1 protein-coding gene is annotated in these 717 nt (G+C 47.6%); it reads left to right on the top strand.

Annotated features, from left to right (window positions below; translation table 11 throughout):
• Positions 1-717 (top strand): Ig-like domain-containing protein (locus tag JS40_RS00050; RefSeq protein ID WP_152558087.1); only part of this gene is annotated, 717 nt, incomplete at both ends.

The raw sequence follows: 717 nt of genomic DNA, 5'->3' as shown, positions 1-717 counted from the left end.
TTTTAGCTGTTGACGATATCAATAACACCTATGTTGACCTGCCTGTAAGCGGTAGTGTTGCCACCAACGATGAGAACCCTGACGGTCCTGCGGGCACCGAGGTGTTCACATTGGTAAGTGGTCCTGTCAACGGTAGTTTGGTATTCAATCCTGACGGAAGCTATACCTATACTCCTGATGCGGGATACGAGGGTGAGGACACCTTCGAGTATCAGGTGTGTGATGGAGGAAACCCGATCGCCTGTGATACGGCCACGGTGTACATTGAGGTATTACCTGTAGGTAGTCCTGACAATGAGCCTCCTGTTGCCAATGCCGATACGAACACGACCGAGGTAGATACTCCTGTGAGTGGTAATGTATTGGTGAACGACTTTGATCCTGATGGCGATCCTATTGTTGTTACGGCCAATACCGCTCCTAGCAATGGAACGGTAGTTGTGAATCCTGACGGAAGCTATACCTATACTCCAGACCCTGGATTTGTGGGCGAGGATACCTTTGAATATACTATTTGTGATAACGGAACACCTGCACTTTGTGATACCGCTACGGTGACCATTCAGGTGATCCCTAACAATGGAAACATTACAGTTGCCAATGATGATGCCTATAATGGTTTTATAGATCAGCCTATCAGTGGTAATGTACTTGATAACGACAACGACCCTGAGGGCGATGCTCAAATGGTCGATACAGGGTTAACACCTGTAAGTG

Source organism: Altibacter lentus (assembly GCF_000746845.1).
Classification (GTDB): Bacteria; Bacteroidota; Bacteroidia; order Flavobacteriales; family Flavobacteriaceae; genus Altibacter; species Altibacter lentus.
This window is presented reverse-complemented; position numbering and strand designations above follow the sequence as displayed.